Origin of the sequence: Thermatribacter velox (assembly GCF_038396615.1) — a bacterium.
Taxonomy (GTDB): domain Bacteria; phylum Atribacterota; class Atribacteria; order Atribacterales; family Thermatribacteraceae; genus Thermatribacter; species Thermatribacter velox.
In genome coordinates, this window is sequence record NZ_CP121689.1 from 2,242,436 (window position 1) to 2,260,608 (window position 18,173).

The 18,173-nt window shown below is 45.7% G+C and carries 18 protein-coding genes and 1 tRNA gene; 8 read left to right on the forward strand and 11 right to left on the reverse strand.

Going from position 1 to position 18,173, the window contains the following annotated elements; all coding sequences use genetic code 11:
- Positions 1 to 28: 28 nt before the first annotated feature.
- Entirely contained in the window at positions 29 to 1,483 is a 1,455-nt protein-coding gene (gene pyk / locus QBE54_RS11285) for a pyruvate kinase (protein ID WP_369018283.1), read from the reverse strand.
- Between the two features lie 196 nt (positions 1,484 to 1,679).
- Here pyk and QBE54_RS11290 point away from each other — a divergent pair, with 196 nt between their 5' ends.
- From QBE54_RS11290 to QBE54_RS11310, 5 genes are all read left to right on the forward strand, one after another.
- Entirely contained in the window at positions 1,680 to 2,675 is a 996-nt protein-coding gene (locus QBE54_RS11290; protein WP_369018284.1) for a YbgA family protein, read from the forward strand.
- A gap of 164 nt (positions 2,676 to 2,839) precedes the next feature.
- On the forward strand, positions 2,840 to 4,147 hold the full coding sequence (locus tag QBE54_RS11295; RefSeq protein ID WP_369018285.1) for an ABC transporter substrate-binding protein: 1,308 nt from the start codon (positions 2,840 to 2,842) through the stop codon (positions 4,145 to 4,147).
- A gap of 79 nt (positions 4,148 to 4,226) precedes the next feature.
- Positions 4,227 to 5,105, forward strand: coding sequence for a carbohydrate ABC transporter permease (locus QBE54_RS11300; RefSeq protein WP_369018286.1), 879 nt, complete (start codon positions 4,227 to 4,229; stop codon positions 5,103 to 5,105).
- A complete protein-coding gene (locus QBE54_RS11305; protein WP_369018287.1) occupies positions 5,099 to 5,929 on the forward strand; it encodes a carbohydrate ABC transporter permease in 831 nt (276 codons plus the stop codon). The genes QBE54_RS11300 and QBE54_RS11305 overlap by 7 nt, the downstream gene beginning before the upstream one ends.
- Positions 5,930 to 5,939: 10 nt before the next feature.
- A complete protein-coding gene (locus tag QBE54_RS11310) occupies positions 5,940 to 8,261 on the forward strand; it encodes a TIM-barrel domain-containing protein (RefSeq protein ID WP_369018288.1) in 2,322 nt (773 codons plus the stop codon).
- 80 nt (positions 8,262 to 8,341) lie between these two features.
- Here QBE54_RS11310 and QBE54_RS11315 read toward each other — a convergent pair whose 3' ends face one another.
- The 5 genes from QBE54_RS11315 to tadA form a co-directional block, all read right to left on the reverse strand.
- Entirely contained in the window at positions 8,342 to 9,397 is a 1,056-nt protein-coding gene (locus QBE54_RS11315) for a uroporphyrinogen decarboxylase family protein (protein WP_369018289.1), read from the reverse strand.
- 21 nt (positions 9,398 to 9,418) lie between these two features.
- Positions 9,419 to 9,742, reverse strand: a complete 324-nt coding sequence (locus QBE54_RS11320; protein WP_369018290.1) for an L-rhamnose mutarotase — start codon at positions 9,740 to 9,742, stop codon at positions 9,419 to 9,421.
- A gap of 80 nt (positions 9,743 to 9,822) precedes the next feature.
- Positions 9,823 to 10,062 (reverse strand): hypothetical protein, encoded by a 240-nt coding sequence (locus QBE54_RS11325; protein ID WP_369018291.1) that lies wholly within the window; start codon positions 10,060 to 10,062, stop codon positions 9,823 to 9,825.
- A gap of 72 nt (positions 10,063 to 10,134) precedes the next feature.
- Positions 10,135 to 10,230, reverse strand: a tRNA-Ser gene (locus QBE54_RS11330).
- Positions 10,183 to 10,683 (reverse strand): tRNA adenosine(34) deaminase TadA, encoded by a 501-nt coding sequence (tadA, locus tag QBE54_RS11335; RefSeq protein WP_369019447.1) that lies wholly within the window; start codon positions 10,681 to 10,683, stop codon positions 10,183 to 10,185. Before tadA ends, QBE54_RS11330 begins: the two co-directional genes overlap by 48 nt.
- 233 nt (positions 10,684 to 10,916) lie before the next feature.
- Here tadA and QBE54_RS11340 point away from each other — a divergent pair, with 233 nt between their 5' ends.
- From QBE54_RS11340 to QBE54_RS11350, 3 genes are read left to right on the forward strand one after another with little or no spacing between them, the layout of a single operon-like run.
- A complete protein-coding gene (locus QBE54_RS11340) occupies positions 10,917 to 11,834 on the forward strand; it encodes a hypothetical protein (protein WP_369018292.1) in 918 nt (305 codons plus the stop codon).
- Positions 11,827 to 12,927: an NAD/NADP octopine/nopaline dehydrogenase family protein gene (locus QBE54_RS11345; RefSeq protein WP_369018293.1), complete on the forward strand. Its 1,101-nt coding sequence runs from the start codon at positions 11,827 to 11,829 to the stop codon at positions 12,925 to 12,927. The genes QBE54_RS11340 and QBE54_RS11345 overlap by 8 nt, the downstream gene beginning before the upstream one ends.
- Entirely contained in the window at positions 12,924 to 14,558 is a 1,635-nt protein-coding gene (locus QBE54_RS11350) for a methionine synthase (protein WP_369018294.1), read from the forward strand. Before QBE54_RS11345 ends, QBE54_RS11350 begins: the two co-directional genes overlap by 4 nt.
- Positions 14,559 to 14,621: 63 nt before the next feature.
- Here the strand turns inward: QBE54_RS11350 and QBE54_RS11355 are convergent, their stop codons facing one another.
- The 5 genes from QBE54_RS11355 to QBE54_RS11375 form a co-directional block, all read right to left on the reverse strand.
- Positions 14,622 to 14,987 carry a S1 RNA-binding domain-containing protein gene (locus QBE54_RS11355; RefSeq protein WP_369018295.1) on the reverse strand — a complete coding sequence of 122 codons (366 nt, stop codon included), beginning with the start codon at positions 14,985 to 14,987 and terminating at the stop codon, positions 14,622 to 14,624.
- 62 nt (positions 14,988 to 15,049) lie between these two features.
- On the reverse strand, positions 15,050 to 15,283 hold the full coding sequence (locus QBE54_RS11360; protein WP_369018296.1) for a septum formation initiator family protein: 234 nt from the start codon (positions 15,281 to 15,283) through the stop codon (positions 15,050 to 15,052).
- A gap of 52 nt (positions 15,284 to 15,335) precedes the next feature.
- Complete coding sequence (eno, locus tag QBE54_RS11365; RefSeq protein ID WP_369018297.1) at positions 15,336 to 16,619, reverse strand: phosphopyruvate hydratase; 1,284 nt, start codon at positions 16,617 to 16,619, stop codon at positions 15,336 to 15,338.
- 43 nt (positions 16,620 to 16,662) lie between these two features.
- Positions 16,663 to 17,043 (reverse strand): cyclophilin-like fold protein, encoded by a 381-nt coding sequence (locus QBE54_RS11370; protein WP_369018298.1) that lies wholly within the window; start codon positions 17,041 to 17,043, stop codon positions 16,663 to 16,665.
- On the reverse strand, positions 17,024 to 18,169 hold the full coding sequence (locus QBE54_RS11375; protein ID WP_369019448.1) for a glycerate kinase: 1,146 nt from the start codon (positions 18,167 to 18,169) through the stop codon (positions 17,024 to 17,026). Before QBE54_RS11375 ends, QBE54_RS11370 begins: the two co-directional genes overlap by 20 nt.
- Positions 18,170 to 18,173: the final 4 nt, after the last annotated feature.

The window sequence follows — 18,173 nt, forward strand, 5'->3', positions numbered from 1 at the left end:
TTTATTATAACCTACGTTTTCTGGGCTTTTAGCGTACGCTATCTGTATTGCACTGACTCTCTTCTTCCAAGGGGTCTCCTATGCGGTGGAGTCGCAGGAGATTACGGTTGCCCAGGAAAGGCGAGCTGGCCACAAAGACTACCGGGTCTCCCTTTTGAGCGTTATATTGTGCTACCAGTATTTCTTCGGCTTCTTTTAGTAGTTCGGTATTTACTGTTTTTTCCCTCATTGTAAGCAGGTGAGGGTATACTCCCCAGAGGAGTGGCAGACGGGTAAATGTATTAGGGTCAGGAGTCATGGCAATTACTGGAGTTGCGGGTCGAAGGTTAGAAATCAATGTAGCTGTGAACCCCGAGTGCGTGAAAACTACAATTGCTTTGGCTTTAATGTCCTGGGCAGTCTGGATAGCTCCCGAAACCATTGCTTCAGGGAAAATACCTTGAGGGTCGTAGGTTACAAATATTCTTGAGTATAGATGCTGTTCAGTGGCACATATTATGGAGTGCATGGTCCTGGTAGCCAAGGCTGGAAATTTACCGATTGCGGTTTCTGCAGAAAGCATCAGAGCGTCTGTACCATCCAGTACAGCATTGGCTACATCGGTGGCCTCTGCCCGGGTAGGGCTGGTATGTTCTCGCATTGATTCAAGCATCTGGGTGGCAATGATCACGATTTTTCCTTTACGATTGGCCGCTTCTACAAGCAGTTTTTGCCATACAGGAACCATCTCCGTGGATATCTCTACACCTAGGTCACCCCGGGCCACCATGATACCTTCAGCTACTTCGACTATTTCTTCTACATTTTCCAGGGCTTCTTTCTTTTCTATCTTGGCAATGAGAGGAGGAAGTTTGAACCCTTCTTTCTTGGCCCATTCTTTAACTCTGAGGATATCTTCGGCTTTTCTTACAAAGGAAAGAGCAACATAGTCTACACCTATTTCAATGCCAGCTTTAAGATCGTAGCGGTCCTTTTCGGTAAAAGTACATGCTGATATACGGGTGTGAGGAAAGTTGACCCCCTTTCTGGAACGTAAAGGGCCTCCTTCAATGACTTCGGCCAAAAGGCGGTCCGGGTGTTTACTGGTGACCTTCAAGCGCAGAAGACCGTCGTCGAGCAGGATTTCTTCTCCTTCTTGTATGTCCTTAAGCAGGGGTTCATAGTTGATGTAAATTCGGGAAGAGGTGGTTAGTCCATTACCTGGCACAACTTCTATAATAGAGTTCTCTTTCAGCTCGACCACACCGTTTTCTGCTTCTCCTATGCGTATTTTTATTCCCTGGAGGTCCTGAAGAAGAGCAACCGGCTTCCCAAAAACTTTAGACTCTTCTCGCACTGAATGTGCTATTTCGCGGTGGAAGTCGTGATCTCCATGGGAAAAGTTTAACCGTGCCACATCCATACCAGACTGAATCATTTCCCGGATTACTTCTCTTTTTAACGAAGCTGGCCCCAGAGTACACACTATTTTAGTTTTTCGCATAATAAACCACTCCTGTTTCGCGGCACTTTTCAACATTTTACAGGATTAAGCTTGAAAGTGAGTTATCGGAAAGAGCGTGAGAGTTGAGCGTTTGTTAAGGTAAAGGGGTGGGTGATTGCCCGGTCTGGTTCTTTTTTGGAATTTTAAAATGTTACAATATTTCAAAGTTTATCGCTTCTCCAAGGAGGGGATTTCGATGAGGCAATTTGAGAGACCGAAAGTTGTAATCAGCAAATGTCTCGGTTTTGAGCATTGCCGTTACGATGGATCGATCATCGAAAGCCCACTGGTAACAAAGCTGAAAGATTTTGTTGACTTTATACCGGTTTGTCCCGAGGTGGAAATAGGGTTGGGGGTTCCGCGTCGGCCTATTCACATAGTTCTTTTAAAAGAGGGTATGCACCTCATTCAAAGCGAAACGGAGAAAGATGTAACCGCTGATTTGGTGAGTTTTGCAGAGACTTTTCTCAACATTCGGGATGTAGCTGGTTTTATCCTGAAGGCGAAATCTCCTTCCTGCGGCGTTGGCGATGCCAAAATTTATGTTCCCCAAAGCAAAAAAGTGGCCCAAAAGGGGAATGGTTTGTTTGCACAGCAAATTATCAACAAATATGGATATCTGGCTATAGAGAGCGAACGAAGGCTTGAGAATAGGGCCATTTATGAACATTTCTTAAGCAAAATTTTTGCTACCGCAGATTTTTGGGCAGCGAAGCACACACTTTCCATGAAAAAGCTCATAGATTTTCACACTCGCTACAAACTTTTTTTGATGGCTCACCATCAAAGCGCAACAAAGGAGTTGGGGAAAATTGTGGCGAATCCACACGGGAAGGATACTGAGACGGTCTTTGCTGAATACGAAGTCCATTTTTTCAGGGCCTTGCGTAGAGCTATGAATCGCAGGCTGGCAATAAACGTTTTTTACCATGTCTTAGGATATTTTAAGGATAAGCTTGCGCATTCTGAAAAAGGATTATTTATGAATTTGCTTGAAGGGTTTCGTCGCGGTACCGTTGCCTTTCCTGTTTTAGTCAACATTGTACGGGTATGGATTGCAAGGTTTAACGAACCTTATCTTGCTCAGCAAGTGTTCTTCTCTCCCTATCCTCTGGAGCTTTCTCCTCAGGAAATTTATGATACTATTCCAGAAAGTGATTACTGGAACAGGTTATTTCCAGAGGAACGCTGATTAAGGCCGAAAATGTTTTTTCGACTCCAAGAGGGTTTTTCTTTCAACTTTTGACTTCTTAGCTTGTTTGATGACCTCTTTTGCTTAAGGCGTTCTGGATTCCAGTTTTTTAGGAATATCTATTGTGTATTTGGGTTTCCTCTTTATGAAAGGAGGGATTTACTTTGTTTAGCCACAGCTTTTTCCGCATTGTGTTGGCTTCTGTTGTTTTCTCACTGGTTTTGGCTTTTGCTTCGGTGGTGTTTGGAGGTGAAGTTACTTTTTGGACCCAGGAGACCGAGAAGGAACGCATGGAAATAATTCGTGCCCTTGCCGAAGAGTTCATGAGTAAAAACCCGGACATTAAAATCAACGTTGTGCCGGTAGAAGAAAACGATATTCCTACCAAATTAGGTGCTGCAAAGGCGGCAGGCAACCCGCCTGACATTGTTGAATTAGGTTTAGCCCCGGCCACGGGATATGCGAGTGAAGGTTTGTTGGATATTGCTATGACTACAGAAGTTATCCAAAACCTGGGCGAAGAAACGTTTAGTCCGGCAGCCCTAGCTCTTCTTCGTTCCGTGCAGGGAGAGGGCTATATCGCCATACCTCTTGATGCTTGGATTCAGCTCATTTATTACCGTAAGGACCTTTTTGACCAGGCTGGATTGGGTGCACCAGATACCTGGGATGGTCTTGAAAAAGCCGCAAAAGCCCTTAATACTCCTCCAAAACGTTTCGGCATCGCCATGGGTTCACACCCTGAGAAGCTTTTCACTCAGCAAGGTTTTGAGTTTATCGCTCTCTCCAATGGAGCAAGGATTTTTAATCCTCAGGGGGAACTGGTGGTCAATTCTCCCGAAATGGAAGAAGCTCTTGAGTGGTATGCTATGATGATTCGTGAATACGGTCCTCCTGGATACTTAGATTGGCGGGAAACTAACCAGTATTACCTCACCGACCGGGTTGCAACGGCTGTTTATTCCTCTTATCTCCTGGGAGATATTGCTGGTGTTCGGGACCGTGAATGGGCTCCAATTGAGGGTTTGCCCTCTAAGACAGGCATTGTCGCCAAGCTTAATGGTCCGAAGCTTTCTGGCACCTATGGTGAAATGTATACACTGGCGATTTTGAAGGGAGCAAATCCTGAAACCAAACAATGGGCTGAGTTCTTGATGAGCGATGGCTATGTGCGCTGGCTGTTCATGGCGGTTTACGGGAAAGCTCCTGTACGGGTTAGCGCCATTGATCAGTGGAAAGAACATGAAATTTTGAAACTATACGATCCTCAGGCGATTGAAAACCTTTTGGAGGGAATTAACTCCTTCCGCAGGTGGGGCTACTTTGAAGGTATTTCTTTCCCGGTAATAGAAAAGATTTACAATCTTTATTTGTTCCCCAAGGCAGTTGATAAAGTACGTACTAAAGAGTGGAGTTCTTCTCAGGCTGTGAAGTGGTTGGAAGACGAAATAAGGAAGCTGCTGGAAGAATAACGGGTTATTCCTGGACTTTCCATGAGTTGAGGGGTATTTGAGAATACCCCTCAACTCATATTTTAGAAGAGAGGAAAATATGCGTTATTCTTTAAGAAGGAGAGAAGAAATACTTGCTTTTCAGTTTCTCCTGCCCACGCTCCTGGTGATTGCACTCATTATCCTCTATCCTCTTTTGTTCAACGTTTGGCTGAGTTTTCAACGGGTAACTTTAACCTCTATAGGAGAAAATAATCCTTTTGCCGGATTTAAGAATTTTTGGGCAGTGTTTCGCAATCAGGAGTTTTTGCCGGCTCTTTGGGTGAATATTTTTTATTCAGTCACTTCTTCCTTTTTTGCCATGCTTCTTGGCTTGTGGGCGGCGCTAATTATTAACCAGCGCTTCAGAGGAAGAGGTCTAGTTCGGGGTATCTTTCTTTTTCCTTATGTTGCTCCGGTAATTGCACTGGCCTTTGTTTGGCGCTGGATTCTAAACCCCCTTTATGGAGTTGGCAACTACTTTCTGGTAAGCCTTGGTGTCACCGACGTCGGATGGGCCTGGCTTTCAGAGAAACCGCTGGCTTTAATTGCGGTAATTGTTTTTCAGGCCTGGAGGTATTTCCCGTTTTGCATGTTGCTGACTTTAGCCAGACTTCAAGCCATACCTCAAGAATTCTTTGAGGTTGGAGATGTTGAAGGCGCAAGCAGTGCGCAAAAGTTTTTTTATATTGTTCTTCCTGAGTTACGCAATACTCTGGGTGTTATATTTTTGCTTCGTTTTATGTGGTCATTTAACAAGTTTGATGATATTTATCTCCTTACCGGAGGTGCTGCAGGGACCAAAACGTTGCCCATAATGGTCTACAACCTGGGTTTTGAAGTTCAAAACCTGGGAGAAGGTGCGGCCTGCTCGATGGTTCTTTTTCTGATACTCATCGTGTCTCTCCCCATATATATAAAGAGGGTGCTTAGATGGTGAAAAGGAAAAAGTTGAGCATTGCTTCCCGGGTTTCTCTCTTTCTTTTCCTTGTGGTGGTTCTTTTCCCCTTTTACTGGATGCTCATTTCTTCAGTGAAGAACTTTGGAGAGCTTTTTGCCTGGCCTCCGGTTTTCTGGCCTCGTAACTGGGGTATTCGTGCCTATGCAGAGGCTCTGTTCAGTTATGGTTTCATAAATTATGCTCTGAATAGCCTTTACGTTACCTTGCTTACCGTGTTTTTGACTTTGGTGATAAGCATTGCCGGAGCCTATGCTATTGCTCGCCTCAGGTTTCCTGGTAGAAATTTGGTTTCTAACCTGGTGCTTTTAGTGTATACTTTACCTCCTGTTTTGCTGGTAATACCTTTGTATCTCATCGTTTCCAGGCTACGACTCCAAGATAATCTGAATGGTTTGCTCGTTGCTTATTTGAGTCAAACTCTTCCCGTAGGCATTTATATGCTTGCTTCTTATCTGGTTACCATTCCCCGTGATATTGAAGAGGCAGCCCTGGTTGACGGTTGTAGCAGACCACAGGTGGTGATAAAAGTGATCTTACCTCTTGCTACTCCTGCGCTTACGGTGGTTATTCTGTATACTTTTATGATCGCCTGGAATGAATTTCTTTTTGCAATGGTGTTTTTGAACAGTCAGGAAAAGTTTACTTTGCCCATAGGGTTGAATCATCTCTTTTCTGGGTATCACCAGCCCTGGGACATCATTATGGCTGCTTCCATGATCATAACTCTTCCGATTATCTTTTTGTTCTTGATTCTGGAAAGATATATTGTGGGAGGTATAACTGCCGGTGCGGTAAAGGGGTGAGGAAGGGTAAGTGCAAGTGGAAAAATGGGTAACCCTGAAAAGCATTGATTTTACCTCCGGAGTTTTAAAAGCTCAAATTCAGAGTGAAACCGGGAGAAGTCTATCTCTTAACATTGGTTTTGTTTCTCCCAGTACTTTTAGGATTGTTGTTGGAGGAAAGAGCTCCAATTCCTGCCTGGAGAAAGAACCGGGATTTATTGAAGCGGGGGTGAAATCCAGAGAGGGCGTCTTTTGTCTTGAAAGCGAGAAGAGTATTCTTGAAGTTTGTGTTAAACCTTTTTCGATAAAGGTAAAGAATTCCCTTTCTTCCGAAGTGATTGCTGAGACCAGGTTCCACGATCCGGATGCTTCCGGAAGTGACCTTTCTCCAGGCTGTGGTTTTGATTTGCAGGAAAACCGGCAGGTTTTTTCCTGGCGTCTTTTTCAGGACGAACACTTCTTTGGTTTGGGAGAAAAATTTACTGACTGGAATAAAAGAGGACAATTAATAACTTGCTGGAATCGTAATGCTTATGGGGCAGGCAGCGAGAAAAGCTATAAGAATGTCCCCTTCTTATTGAGTTCCAGAAAATACGCGATTTTTGTCAACACCACTTCTAAGGTTGTTTTTGACCTGGGAGTAAGTTCTAATTTTAGCCACTTTTTGGTTGTGCACGAACCCGTTCTGGATTTCCTCGTTATTCGTGGTGATTCTTTTGCCGATATCCTGAGAGAATATTTTAGGTTAACGGGCTGGCCTCGCCCGGTTCCTCTGTGGAGTCTGGGTTTGTGGGTATCGGTATTTGGAGATCACCGCTCAGGAGATATTATGCATGCGGGGCGCATTTTGGGGGTACTTAAAGAAGCTGAGACACAGAGATTTCCTCTGGATGTATTGCATTTGGATCCTTTCTGGATGGGCGAGAGCGGTTACTGTTCTTTTCATTGGAGTCTTGAATATTTTCCTGATCCTGAGGATTTTCTCAATAAGGTTCGTGGATATAAAATAAAGGTTTGTCTCTGGGAACATCCCTATCTTGATACTAACACGGAGATTTTCCAGGAAGCAAAAACCGGTGGTTTTCTGGTGAAGGATAAAAGCGGCAACCCTTATATTGCGCCCCTTGCCTTCCGGGGTATAAAGACCGAAGCCAGGGGAAGTAGGGAAAGATATAATCCTGCTGGGATTGTGGACTTTTCGAATCCGGAAGCCAGTGAGTGGTATAAGGAAAAGCATCGGCATCTTATCGAGATGGGAGTTTCCACGTTTAAGACTGATTTTGGTGAGGAGATACCCGAGGACGGCTTATTCCACAATGGGAAAACCGGAAAAGAAATGCATAATCTTTATCCGTTACTCTATAACCGGATAGTATACGAAGTACTTGCTGATTATTTTGAGAACCCCGTTGTTTGGGGAAGGTCGGGCTTTTCCGGTATGCAAAGATATCCACTCTGCTGGTCTGGAGACCCTCTTTGTGATTTTGATAGTATGGCAGCAACCCTTCGAGGAGGATTGAGCTTGAGTGTTTCTGGAGTACCTTTCTGGAGCCATGATGTGGGTGGTTTTATGGGGAGTCCTGATCCACTGCTTTTTATAAGGTGGTTGCAGTTTGCTGTATTGTGCTCTCATGTTAGATTGCATGGAACAACTACCAGACTCCCCTGGAAATTCGATCAACGCACCTGTAACATTGCTCGTAAGTTTATCAGGCTTCGTTATCGCTTGCTTCCCTATCTTTGGGGAGAGGCAATGAAAGTGTGGGAGGAGGGAAATCTCTTTTTGCGTCCTCTTTTCTGGGAGTACCCTGAGGATCAAACTACCTTTTGGATATGGTGGGAATATTTTCTGGGAGAATCTTTTCTGGTTGTCCCGGTTTTGAATTCGGAGAACGAAGTAAAAATTTATCTTCCGGAAGGCAAATGGCTCGAGTTCTGGGGCGGTGAGGTGATTGCTGGACCTCGCTGGCTACAAAGAGAAGTTCCTCTTGATAAGATCCCGGTCTTCGTTCGAGAAAACTCGGTGATTCCTCAAGTCAGGAATCCTATTCGGCGTGCTGAAGAACCTTGGGAAACTCTGTCACTCGATGTTTTTGGTGTTACTTCTTTGGAACAGAGATTTCCTATTGCCGAAGACATGTTTGCTCTGCTCAGGGCGCAAAGTGCTGAGAAGGAATACGCCATTCAACTCCAGGCTCCTCAAAGTAGAGACTGGATTTTGCGCCTTCATGATGTTAAGGAGCCAAAAAGAGTGCACACAGAACCTTCAGCCTACTGGCTGTGGAAAGATAACACCCTGAATGTCTTTTTTAAAGATTGTGTCTACTTCAGTTTTTGCACAATTTTTGCGTAAGGTTGGTAAAAATTTGTGTGATTGTGGAATGAAAACTGCAGGCAATTTTTCTTTCACTTTCTCCAAGTTTTGGTTGAAGTTTAAGGCTTTAAGCTTTCCAAAAGCGGAATTTCACTCCCATTTACATCGCGTATAGTCTCAAGGAAAGCTCTAAGGTTTTCAATGGAACAATCAGAAGTTATCTCGTGAGAAGCAGCAATGATGTAGCCGCCTCTTTCGCCAAGGATTTCTATGCAATTTTTCACCTCTTCTTTAACCTCTCCCGGACTCCCAAAGGGAAGGGTTTGCTGAGTGCTCACTCCCCCCATAAAGGAGAGCCTATCGCCGAAACGTTCCTGTAGCAGTTTTATGTCCATAGCTTGGGGTTGCACAGGGAGTAAAACGTTCAGTCCTATTTCTATCATATCGTCAAGGATGTCCACCACATTACCGCAGGAGTGATGGAAAACCGGCAATCCTTCGTTCTTAGCAACTTTCCAGACTTTGGCAAGTCGAGGTTTGATAAGCTTTTGCCAGGTCTTTTTGGAAATTAACAGTCCCCTTTGGCTTCCATAGTCGTCTCCAGTGTAAATCCCGTCAACGCCGAGCTTGATAAGATTTTTGGAAACCTCTATCTGATATTCGGTGATTTCGTCCAAAAGTTTTTCTGCCCTGTCTAGGTTGTCTGCCAAATCCATCATGAAGTTTTCAAAACCCCTCAAAAGCCAGGCTCTCTCGAATAATGCCCATCCCTGACAGCCCAAGATAAACATTCCCTCTTCTTTGGCTCGCTCGATATTTTGCGCATCACGGTAGAGAACTGGGGATTTGGGATCAGGAAACTGGTAGGTTTTCACTTTTTCCCAGCTATCGAGGGGGTGTTCAATTGGTAAATAACCTTCGGAGCGTACAATATCCCAACCAACACCGAATATATCGTAGTCCACGCCTTTTGTTTCGTCTTTGCGGACTTTCTGGTGAGTATCAATGTAGAAGATGTGATTTTTTAGTGCAAAGGGCAACTCTTGCTCTTTGAGGCCTGAAGCTTTGGAAACTTTCTGTTTCATTTTCCAGGTGAAATCTATCTGGTGGGGTAACCGATCCAGTTCGACCTTTTTCCTCTGGATGGCTTTTTGAACTCTTTCTTTGGGAGCCATGTTGAGCAAACTCTTTCCCTTTTAATCAACATGGAATACTTCTTCCATTTCTGCCCACCATTCTCCCTCTTTGCGGGTTTCCAGGGGTTCCTGGCAGGGTTTGCAAAGCTTCCACCATTCCTGAGTTACCGGATCTTGAGCCATCTTCTTCATGTCTTCTTCGTAATTATCGCCCACATATTCATAGTAACTAAAAAGATACCCATCTTTGTAGAAGATGCTGTAGTTACGAATATTGCACTCTTTAATAGTTTTGAGCACTCCTGGCCATACGTTCTGGTGCAGCTTCTTGTATTCTTCCAGTTTTTCAGGTTTTACTTTGATTACCATGCCATACCTTTTCAAGCATTGTTCCTCCCTTCTGACCAGTGCCGGGTTTATATGTCGGTTCCTCAAAGACTGAAAAACTCTCAGAATTTGCGCTTTCAGCTTTCACTTACTTCCAGCGCTGCTTTTTCGTAGATTTCTTTAGCGATTGATTTGATGTCCGCTCCTTCAGGAAGCAGGACGTAATGTTTAGGGTCTCCGGCAACCTGGAGTATCTTTGCATTGGTTCCCAGTTCTCGGGCTTTTTCCTGTGCAGTTTCTTTTGATTCACACAAGGCTATCTGACCGCCATACTTTTTAACAATGTTTTTGAGTTCCTGCATCTGCCAGCCTTTCAAGACTCCTCCCCTCCTTTTAAGGCTGCTTGAAGTAAGTTTCCGGTGGGTAAAATTTTCCAGATTTTTCAAGCCTGGCGGAGAGGGTGGGATTCGAACCCACGAGGCAAGCTCTGCACCTGCCTACTCGATTTCGAGTCGAGCGCCTTCGTCCAGCTCGGCCACCTCTCCGCTCTGTTCTCTCTTTATTTTAAAATATTGTTTCAGGATTTGGCTACACTTTTCTGCAAGTAATCCTCCTTCTATTTCAGTGGTATGGTTAAAAAGCCCGGGTTGAAAGAGGTTAATTTTGCTTCCTGCTGCACCAGCCTTAGGATCTCTGGCACCGAAATAGACTTTATGAATCCGGGCCTGAATTATGGCACCAGCACACATGGGACAGGGCTCAAGGGTCACGTACAGAATACAATTTTCCAGTCTCCAGGTACCAAGTTCCTGGGAAGCCTTACGAATGGTTTCTATTTCTGCATGTGAAGTAACATCCTGCAGTTTTTCCCGGCGGTTGTGACCACAGGATACAATTTGCCCGTTTTTGACCAGGCAAGCCCCAACTGGGACTTCGTCTTCCTGGAAAGCCTGCCAGGCTTCCTTTAAAGCTATTTCCATGAATTTTTTGTGGTCCATGCGCTTATTATAGCAAAGGAGCTGATGCTTTCTGGGTGCAAAATTTGCAAGAAAGCGCCGGTTTATGATAAATTTAAAGAGCACTATTTGCTCTTATTCCAGCAGAAATTCTGCTTCCGGCTTTATTACGCCAGAGGAGGTGAAACGCTATTACTATCAGGAGAATTTGTATTGCTTACAGCCAGAGCGTCTTCGAGGAGCGGGAAAGTCGCTATTATCAACTGCAACCTGATTTGAAAGGTAAGACCCTGGAACTCATAGAGCAATCTTTGAGAGAGCTTTCTCTGGAAGTGGTAAGACTGAATGTTGACCAGCCCTTACCAGAGCTTATTGATTTCTTCGCTCGAGGCGAGGTGGATTTCGTTTTTAATCTTGCAGTTTCAGCAGCACGAATTTATAATCAGTCCTTTCTCCCCTCTATTTTTGACTCCATGGGTATCCCCTACCTTGGTTCCAGCTCCACTGTCCACTCTCTGTGTTTGGACCGCAGTTTGGTTAAGCTTTCTCTGCGAGGTATTGGCGTGCCCACGCCCTCGTATTTTTTATGGTCACCCAACCTGGAAATTCCCGAGAACCTGGATTTGCCGTTTATCATCAAGCCCCGTTTCAGAATTCAGGATAACCTTATTGATATGAGCTCTTTAATCACTGAAGAGTCCCGCTTAAAGGAAGCCCTGGAAGATTTTTATCGAAAGAGTATGGAGAAATTACTGGTTGAAAAGTTTGTTGCAGGCCGTGAATTGGTGATAGGTATATGGGGCAACGACCGGGAACTGGAGGTTCTGCCCATTATGGAAGTAAACCTGAGCAAAGAAAAACCCATTCGTGATCCGGAACTCAAAAACCGCAGGGGTTACGTCATTGATGTTGCCTGTCCTTCGGACCTTTCTGAGGAGCAAAAAACACTTGTGGAGAACATGGCTCTTAAGATATACCGGGAATTGAACCTACGTGATTTTGCGACCTTCCACTGTATTTTTGCAGAAAAAGAAGGCATGCCTTTCTTTTTCGAAATCAATTCCTTGCCCTTGCTACATCCTCGTCACAGTGCTTTTCCCGAAATGTGTAGCGTTGCTGGCTTTAGTTACCAGGAAATGGTTAGACGTCTCCTGGAAATCGCTGCAAAAAGGTTGGAGTTGCAATATGAGTGAGCAAATTACTTTTGCAATACTGGGTGCCGGTCATGGTGGTCAGGCGTTAGCGGGATATCTGGCTCTTAAGGGTTTTCCGGTTCATCTTTTCAACCGCAGCCCGGAGAGGATTGGGTCTGTGAAAATCATGGGTGGTGTTCAGTTGGAGGGGGAAATTCAAGGTTTTGCTCCTCTGAAGCTGGTGACCTCTGACATTGGTGAGGCTGTAAAGGGTGCCAAGGTTATCATGGTAGTAGTTCCAGCAACTGGACACCGCTTCCTGGCAGAAATCATGTCTCCTTATCTTGAGGATGGCCAAATCGTGGTTTTGAACCCTGGCAGGACCGGTGGAGCTCTTGAAGTCAAGCATGTTTTTCAGGAGCGGGGAGTAAAAGCAGAAGTCATCGTTGCCGAAGCACAAACTTTTATTTTCGCAAGCCGGGTCACTGGTCCGGCTCAGGCACGCATTTTCAGGATTAAAAACAGTATTCCAGTTGCTGCCATCCCGGCCTATAAAACGGTAGAAGTGGTGCGAACTTTGCGTCAGGCTTTGCCCCAGTTTGTTCCCGAAGACAACGTTTTGAAGACCAGCTTCAACAACATTGGAGCCGTTTTCCATCCCACCCTAACTATTCTGAATGCCGGGCGCATCGAAAGCACTCATGGAGAGTTTGACTATTATATGGAAGGGATTACCCCTTCGGTGGCCTTGATTCTTGAAGCTGTGGATCAGGAAAGAGTTAAGGTTGCTGAGGCCTTGGGAGTGAGAGCGGTTACTGCAAGAGAATGGTTGTACTCAGCGTATGATGCTTACGGACGCAACCTCTACGAGGCCATTCAAAACAACCCTGGTTATCGGGGTATTAAAGCGCCTTCCACCATTTTTCATCGCTACATTACCGAAGATGTGCCCATGAGTCTGGTTCCCATTGCTTCTTTTGGCAAAATGCTGGGAGTTCCCACACCTACCATCGATGCCCTTATTCATCTTGCCTCACTGTTGCACGGGCGAAATTACTTTTTGGAAGGGAGAACCGTTGAGAAACTGGGAGTTGCGGGTATGTCTGTGAAAGAAATTCGGGAAATGGTGGTTGTTGAGGAGGAGAAGCTATGACTTCGCAAAAATTAATCATTGGTGCTTCGATAGGAAACTGCGTGCATGTTGCAGGTATTTACCGTTTTCTAAGCCTGGCAGAGGAATACGGGTATAAATCGATTTTTCTGGGTCCAGCTGTTCCCATTGAAAAGCTGGTTCAGGAAATTGTCAACCACAAACCACAAAAGGTGATTGTTGGTTACCGCTTGAGCGAAGATGCTGCACGTTCCCTTTTCAGGGAGCTCCGAGACGCTCTGAAAGCAAAGGGCCTGGAGGGCAAGCTGGAGCTTATTTTAAGCTGCACACCTTCTTTGAAGTCCATCGCCGAGGAAATAGGTATTTTCAACTTCATCTTTACTGGAGAGGAAACTTTTCAAGAAATTCTGGAAAGCATCTCTGATAGGCCAAGGACGACCCCTGAGGAAAGGTACCCCCAGAATTTGCCTGAACGCATAGCTTCCAGAAAGCCCTTTCCCATCTTGCGTCACCACTTTGGCCTGCCCACGGTGGAGGAAACGGTACAGGGTGTGAGCAGGATTGCTGAGGCAAAAGTGATCGATGTGATTTCTCTTGGTCCTGACCAGAATGCACAGGAATTTTTCTTTCGCCCTGAACAGATGATTCCCGAACGTAGCGGTGCAGGAGGGGTACCACTGCGCAACAAAGAGGACCTGGAGCAGATTTATAAGGCTTCGCGCCGAGGGAATTATCCCTTGCTGCGCTGTTACAGTGGAACTAATGACCTTGTAAAGTGGGCACATCTTTTGAAAGAGACCATTAATATTGCCTGGGGAGCAGTGCCCCTCACTTGGTATAGTGTCCTCGATGGTCGCAGCAAGCGTTCTCTTGAGGAAGCAATTCGAGAAAATCAGGAAGCTATGAAAACCTATGCTTCCTTAGGCGTGCCTCTTGAAGTAAATGAGTCACACCAGTGGAGCCTGAGAGACGCTCCTGATTCGGTGGCCGTTGCTTCGTTTTATCTTGCTGCTTACAATGCGAAAAAAGCTGGAGCCCGTTTTTACGTTGCCCAGTATATGCTCAACACGCCTCCTGGCATTTCTCCTGTGGCTGACCTGGCTAAAATGCTTGCCAAGAGGGAACTCATTGCAGAGCTGATTGATGACGAGTTTACGGTTTTTACTCAGGTTCGAGGTGGTCTGGCTCATTTTTCTGCGGATCTCAATCTGGCTAAGGGGCAGCTCGGCGCTTCTACTGCTTTGGGTCTCTTCCTGGAACCAGACATCATCCATGTGGTTGGTTTCTGTGAAGCTGTTCACCTTGCTCGCCCGGAGGAAGTGATTGAAAGTGCCCAGATTGTTAACGGAGTCCTGAAAGACCTTCTTTTTGGATTGCCTTCGATAGAAGGGGATGCTTTCATCAAAGAGCGTAAAGAAGAACTTAAAGAGGAAGGACGCTTAATTCTGGAGGCAATCCGCAAGCTGGGAGAAAAGGAAGAGGATCCTTTTACTTCTCCTCGGGTCATTGCTGAAGCGGTAAGAAGAGGCATTCTGGATGCTCCACATCTTCTGGGTAATCCGGAAGCTCTGGGTAAAACGCAAACCAGGGTTATCAAAGGCGTTTTACGCTGTGTGAACGAAAAGGGCGAAGTAATCACCGAGAAAGAGAGACTGCGTGCTTTGGGTTTTTAATGGTTTTTGACAGGTTTTTTTCAGGTCCGGCACAGAGGCTTTATATGCCGGACCTGAAAGTTTTTACCGTCTTCTTTTGGTGTCCCGGGAAGTTTTCAGGCTGGCCAGCTTTTCCTGACTTTCTTTCAAGAAACGGCTCATTTTTTGCTCCAGAGTTGCTTTGCTCTGCTCCAGTTTGGTTGCGTACTCTTTTTCTTCGTCTACAACTCTTTTTAGAGATAGGTCGATTTTGCCGTCCGGGGAGACTCGGAGTACTTTTACTTTGACCCGGTCGTTTACTTTGAGAAAATCGTTGACGTCCTTTACAAACTGGTTAGAAATTTCTGAAATGTGGATGAGGCCTTTGCTCCCATCTTCAAGTTCGACGAATGCCCCGAACTTGGCAATGCCTATCACTTTGCCTTCCACGATGCTGTCCACTTCAACCATAAACTACTAAGCTCCTCCTTATTTGAAATTGGGTTAATTATACAAACCTTGCCGAAACTTTGTCAAGGATTTTGAGAGGGAACCAGCTCCACAACAATTTCCCCTGGCTTGACAAGGTTAAGGCGTTCCCGGGCTAATTTCTCTATGTACCAGTCCTGGTGCAGGTATTCTTTTTCTTTCTTCATAGCGGCTATTTCCTGCTGTAATCTTTCTTCTTCTCGGATGAACTGCTCAATCCTTTCGCACGTTTTCCAGTAGATAACCATTTTCTCTAAGAACTGGTTTATCCACAGCACCAGGACTATGGTAAGAAAAGTGATAAAAAGTATTCTCCAGATATTCAGCTGGTTATTTCTTGGTGGGGAAGACGTCTTTTCCCCTGAAAATGGCCACATCACCAAGTTCCTCTTCAATCCTCAGGAGCTGGTTGTACTTAGCTATGCGTTCAGAACGACAGAGCGAGCCGGTTTTTATCTGTCCTGCGTTAGTTGCCACAGCGAGGTCAGCAATGGTAGTATCTTCGGTTTCTCCTGAGCGATGAGAGATTATCGAAGTGTATCCCGCTCTTTTTGCAATTTCAATAGTTTCCAGAGTTTCGCTCAAGGTACCTATTTGATTCAGCTTGATGAGAATGGAATTGCAAGTCTTTTCTCTGATGCCTCGCAAAAGGCGCTCTTTATTGGTTACAAAGAGGTCGTCTCCAACCAGCTGTATTCTTTCACCCAGGGCAAAGGTGAGCTTCTTCCAGCCATCCCAATCTTCTTCGGAGAGGGCGTCTTCGATGGAAACGATGGGGTATTTTTCCACCAGGCTCTGGTAGAACTCGATCATCTCGTCGATGTTCCTTTTCACACCTTCACGAGAGAAAACGTATATTCCATCCTGGAAAAGCTCGGAAGCAGCGACGTCAAGAGCCAGAAAAACATCCTTCCCTGGTTCATAGCCGGCTGCCTGGATGGCTTCTATGATAACTTCTATGGCTTCTTCGGAAGAATGCAGATTGGGTGCAAAACCTCCCTCGTCGCCCACACCAATTGAGTATCCTCTGCGCTTCAGGACCTTGGCAAGGTGATGGAAAACTTCAGCACCCATACGCAAAGCTTCAGCGAAAGAGGGAGCTCCACAGGGTGCAATCATGAATTCCTGAATGTCTACACCGCTATCGGCGTGTTTTCCGCCGTTTAGGATGTTCATAAGGGGCACTGGCAGCTCCCGGGCACCTGCTCCACCTATATAGCGGTAAAGAGGAAGACCGCAGTATTCAGCGGCTGCCTTGGCAACAGCAAGCGAGACACCTAGTATGGCATTGGCTCCCAGTTTCCCTTTATTAGGTGTTCCATCAAGCTCAATCAGAGTTTTGTCTATTTTACATTGCTCCAGTGCATCAAGACCAATGATTTCAGGGGCGATTATTTCGTTGACGTTTTCGACTGCCTTGCGGACACCTTTTCCCAGGTAACGGTTTTTATCGCCATCTCGCAATTCAACTGCTTCAAAGGTACCAGTGGAAGCACCGGAGGGAACAGCCGCCCTTCCAAAGGCTCCCGAAGCAAGGACTACTTCTACCTCAACAGTAGGGTTGCCGCGTGAATCAAGTATTTCTCTGGCACGAACGTCAAAAATGGTACTCATTCAGTTCATCTCCTTTCTAAGTTTATTCTAACTCATTTTATTTTTAGTCCTGGATAAGGGAAATACTGACCTTGCTTCCCGAAACAACCTTTTTCAGCGCTTCATATCCAGATGAAATTTTACCAACCACTTCCACTGCACTTGCTGGGCGTATTTCTTCTCCGCTGCTTATGGGAGTGGGTCCGAAAAAGAGGCACAGACAAGCCCCTTCGGGCCAGTATGCGACATCCCCTTTGGCAACTGTTTCCTGTGGTTTTTCAATATCGCTTTTAAGTGGTATAGCAAAATAGATTTCCTCGCCCCAAGTGTTGACCCGGGTTTCGTAGGGAAGAATACCAGTCAGTTTTTCGGCAAGCTTGCTCTGCAAAAGCTCTGCTTCTATACGTATACCCTGGTCGGGAAATTCAAAAAGTATTTTTTTCATTGTTTTCCCTCCCCAAACAAAGAATTCTGCCCAGGTTGAAGGCAACTTTTTCAAGCAAGAAAGAGGCTTTTTGCATGGCTTCTTGCTCGCTTATCGGCCCGCTGGCAATTGAAAAGGCTGCCAGAATGCCTTCCGGTAATTCTTGGGAAAGCTGTTCCCATTCAATTTTTCCAGCCAGCACAATTAACGGTTTCCCAAACTTCTGGCAGTATTTCATCACCCCATGGATTACTTTACCAAAGAGGGTTTGTTGGTCAAACTTTCCCTCACCGCTGATGACCAAATCAGCGTCCTTGATAGCTTCTTCCAGGCCCACTAGTTGCGCAATGAGTTCTATTCCCTTCACAATGCGTGCTCCCAAAAAAGCGTGTAATGCGGCACCAATTCCTCCTGCTGCACCGGCTCCCTTTAGGTTGTCTACCGAAATCCCAGTTTCCTGGTGTATCAAGCGTGCCCAGTGCTTCAGGCCCTGGTCAAGATATTGTACGTCCTCGGGACTCGCCCCTTTCTGGGGAGCATAAACGTAGCTTGCTCCCTGAGGTCCGTACAGTGGGTTTTCGACGTCACAGGCAATCAGTATCTCGATGCCCTCAGCTTTGAGAAAGGCACTTTGATCGATACTGTGTATTTTGGGAAGGTTGTCGCCTATGCCCTGCAGTTCTCTGCCTTCTGCATCTTTGAAGCGCATGCCCAGAGCCTGTAAGGCTCCGGTTCCTCCATCGCAGGTTGCACTGCCTCCAATTCCCAGCACAATGCGAGGACATTTCCGAAGAATGGCTTCTTTAAGGAGTTCTCCTACTCCATAGGTGGTTGTAAAGCGGGGGTTTCTTTTTTGAGGAGGTACTTGTGGTAATCCTGCGGCCTGAGCGAGTTCAATCACACAGGTACCGTCAGGAAGAAGCCCCATCTTGGCTTTTACTTTTTCGCCCAGCGGTCCGGAAACTTCCTTTTCAATTATCTGGCCCCCGGTTGCCCGGACAATTGACTCCACTGTGCCTTCTCCGCCATCAGCAAGTGGTTTTTCAATGATGGTGAAAGATGTGCTCGCCTTTTCAAGCCCCGAACCAATTGCCTGGCTTGCTTCAAAGCTTTGCAGACTCCCCTTAAAAGAATCCGGGCAGATCACTATT

Bases quoted from the DNA above. Each gene is read 5' to 3' on its own strand.
- QBE54_RS11350 (WP_369018294.1), top strand. From the start codon at position 12,924: ATGACTTCGCAAAAATTAATCATTGGTGCTTCGATAGGAAACTGCGTG.
- tadA (WP_369019447.1), bottom strand. From the start codon at position 10,683: ATGGACCACAAAAAATTCATGGAAATAGCTTTAAAGGAAGCCTGGCAG.
- QBE54_RS11305 (WP_369018287.1), top strand. From the start codon at position 5,099: ATGGTGAAAAGGAAAAAGTTGAGCATTGCTTCCCGGGTTTCTCTCTTT.
- QBE54_RS11355 (WP_369018295.1), bottom strand. From the start codon at position 14,987: ATGGTTGAAGTGGACAGCATCGTGGAAGGCAAAGTGATAGGCATTGCC.
- QBE54_RS11345 (WP_369018293.1), top strand. From the start codon at position 11,827: ATGAGTGAGCAAATTACTTTTGCAATACTGGGTGCCGGTCATGGTGGT.
- QBE54_RS11300 (WP_369018286.1), top strand. From the start codon at position 4,227: ATGCGTTATTCTTTAAGAAGGAGAGAAGAAATACTTGCTTTTCAGTTT.
- pyk (WP_369018283.1), bottom strand. From the start codon at position 1,483: ATGCGAAAAACTAAAATAGTGTGTACTCTGGGGCCAGCTTCGTTAAAA.
- QBE54_RS11370 (WP_369018298.1), bottom strand. From the start codon at position 17,043: ATGAAAAAAATACTTTTTGAATTTCCCGACCAGGGTATACGTATAGAA.
- QBE54_RS11315 (WP_369018289.1), bottom strand. From the start codon at position 9,397: ATGGCTCCCAAAGAAAGAGTTCAAAAAGCCATCCAGAGGAAAAAGGTC.
- QBE54_RS11290 (WP_369018284.1), top strand. From the start codon at position 1,680: ATGAGGCAATTTGAGAGACCGAAAGTTGTAATCAGCAAATGTCTCGGT.
- eno (WP_369018297.1), bottom strand. From the start codon at position 16,619: ATGAGTACCATTTTTGACGTTCGTGCCAGAGAAATACTTGATTCACGC.